A 2,999-nucleotide genomic window follows, 5' to 3' on the forward strand; every position below is an offset into this window, starting at 1 on the left:
CCACCGTCCTACGCCCCAAAGTCGACGCCGCCTGGCACCTCCACCAACTCACCACCCACCTCAACCTCTCCTTCTTCACCCTCTTCTCCTCCGCCGCCGGAGTCCTGGGCTCCGCGGGCCAGGCCAACTACGCCGCCGGGAACGCGTTCCTCGACGCGCTCGCCCAGCACCGCCGCGACCAAGGACTACCCGCCACCTCCCTCGCCTGGGGCCCCTGGGCCGAAGGCGGCATGGCAGGACGCCTCGACGCGGCCGACATCGCACGCATGCGGCGCGCGGGTGTGCCACCGCTGTCGAACGAGGAGGGCCTGAAGCTCTTCGACGCGGGCATGGCGACCGATGCCGCCGTGCTGGTTCCGGTCCGTATCGACCTGCCCGTCGTCCGCAAGTCGGCAGCCCAGGGCGCAGAGGTCCCGCACCTGCTGCGCGGCCTGGTGCGAGCACCGCAGCGGCGCGCTGTGGCACAGGACGGCTCCGCCGCGGGCGGCCTGGCCGGCCGACTGGCGGGCCGCTCGGCCGAGGAGCGTCTCCAGCTGGTGCTGGATGTCGTACGCAGCGAGGTCGCGGCCGTGCTCGGCCACGCCTCCGGCGACGCCGTCCCGGCCCAGCGTGCCTTCACCGAGCTGGGCTTCGACTCCCTCACCGCCGTCGAACTCCGCAACCGCCTCGGCAAGGCCACCGGCCTGCGCCTGCCCGCCACCCTCGTCTTCGACCACCCCTCCGCCACCGCCCTCGCCGACTTCCTGACCACGGAGCTGGTCGGCGATGGCGGTGCGCAGGGCGCGGGCACCCTTGTCACCACGGCTGCCGGGGCCGACGACCCGATAGCGATCGTCGGCATGAGCTGCCGCTACCCCGGCGGCGTGACCGGCCCCGAGGACCTGTGGCAGCTGGTCGCCGCAGGTGGCGACGGCATCGCCCCGTTCCCGACCGACCGCGGCTGGGATCTCGCGCGGCTGTACGCGGACGCCGTGGCCGACGACGCGGAGGGCCGTTCGCTCACGCTCGAAGGCGGTTTCCTGCACGACGCGGGGATGTTCGACGCCGGGTTCTTCGGGATCTCGCCGCGCGAGGCCCTGGCGATGGACCCGCAGCAGCGGCTCCTCCTCGAAGCCTCCTGGGAGGCGCTGGAGCGGGCGGGCATCGACCCGGACACGCTCCGGGGCAGCCGTACCGGCGTCTTCGCGGGGCTGATGTACCACGACTACGGATCGGGGGCGGAGTCGATTCCCGCCGGGGTCGACGCCTTCCTGGGGCTGGGTACGTCCGGAAGCGTGCTCTCGGGCCGGGTCGCGTACGCGCTGGGACTCGAAGGCCCGGCCGTCACCGTGGACACCGCCTGCTCCTCGTCCCTCGTCGCGCTGCACTGGGCGATCCAGGCGCTGCGCACGGGTGAGTGCGAGATGGCGCTCGCCGGCGGCGTGACCGTCATGTCGACGCCGACGACCTTCGCCGAGTTCAGCCGTCAGCGTGGTCTCGCCTCCGACGGTCGGTGCAAGTCGTTCTCGGACGATGCGGACGGCACGGGCTGGGGCGAGGGCGTCGGCGTTCTGCTGGTCGAACGGCTCTCGGAGGCCCGGCGCAAGGGGCACCGGGTCCTGGCGGTCGTCGCCGGTTCCGCCGTGAACCAGGACGGTGCGTCCAACGGCCTCACCGCCCCGAACGGCCCGTCGCAGCAACGCGTGATCCGCCAGGCCCTCGCCAACGCCAAGGTCTCCGCCGACCAGGTCGACATCGTCGAGGCCCACGGCACCGGCACCTCCCTGGGCGACCCGATCGAAGCCCAGGCGCTGCTCGCCACGTACGGGCAGGACCGCCCGGAGGACCGGCCGCTCTGGCTCGGCTCTGTGAAGTCCAACCTCGGCCACACCCAGGCCGCCGCCGGCGTCGCCGGCATCATCAAGATGGTCATGGCCATGCGCCACGGCGTCATGCCGTCCACGCTGCACGTGGACGAACCGTCCACCCACGTCGACTGGTCGGCGGGCGCGGTGGAACTCCTCACCGAGAGCCGTGCATGGCCCGAGACGGGCGACCGTCCGCGCCGGGCCGCCGTCTCCTCGTTCGGGATCAGCGGCACCAACGCCCACATCATCCTGGAGCAGCCGCAGGAGGAGCCGGCACCGGCCGAGGAGCCGGAGGTCGCACTGCCTGCGATCCCGTGGGTGCTGTCTGCCAAGTCGGAGCAGGCGTTGGCGGGTCAGGCCGAGCGGCTGCTCGCGCAGTTGCGGTCGGACTCCGTTCCGTCGCTCCTCGACATCGGGCATTCCCTTTCGCTGACGCGTTCCCGGTTCGAGCACCGGGTCGTGATCGTGGCGGCCGAGCGCGCGGACTTCCTGACCGCGCTGGAGACGGTCGCAGGGGCGGAGCCCTCGGCAGGCCGGGTGTTCGTGTTCCCCGACCGGGACGCTCAGGACGCCGAGCTGGTCGCCCTCGCTGAGGCTCATGTCGCGGGCGAGTCCGTGGACTGGTCGGCCGTGTTCGCCGGTACAGGGGCACGTCCGGTGGATCTGCCGACGTACGCGTTCGAGCACGAGCGTTTCTGGCTGGCGTCGGCGCTGGGCGGCAGCAGCCGTACGAGTCTGTCCTCGGCCGGCCTGGAGGCTGCCGAACACCCGCTGCTGGCCGGTTCGGTCGGCGTCGCGGGCGAGGATGTCTCGCTGTTCACGAGCCGGTTGTCGCTGGACTCGCACCCGTGGCTCGCCGATCACGCGGTCTTCGGCTCCGTCCTGCTCCCCGGCACCGCCTTCGTGGAACTCGCACTCCACGCGGGCCACCATGTCGACTGCGACGTACTGGATGAGCTGACCATTCAGGCTCCGTTGGTCTTCCCGGAGCACGGCGCGGTCGTTCTCCAGGTCGTCGTGGGCGCCGCGGAGACCGATGACCGCCGTTCGGTCACCATCCACTCCAGCACCGAGACCGGCACCTGGACCCTGCACGCCACAGGCACCGTCTCCACCACACCCACCACCCCCACCACACCCGCCACGTCTCTC

The 2,999-nt window shown here is 72.2% G+C and carries 1 protein-coding gene; it reads left to right on the plus strand.

Annotation, left to right across the window (positions count from 1 at the left end):
- Window positions 1-2,999 (plus strand): beta-ketoacyl synthase N-terminal-like domain-containing protein (locus ACFVH0_RS40420; RefSeq protein ID WP_385828426.1); only part of this gene is annotated, 2,999 nt, incomplete at both ends.

This window comes from Streptomyces sp. NPDC127117, assembly GCF_042677325.1.
Taxonomy (GTDB): Bacteria; Actinomycetota; Actinomycetes; order Streptomycetales; family Streptomycetaceae; genus Streptomyces.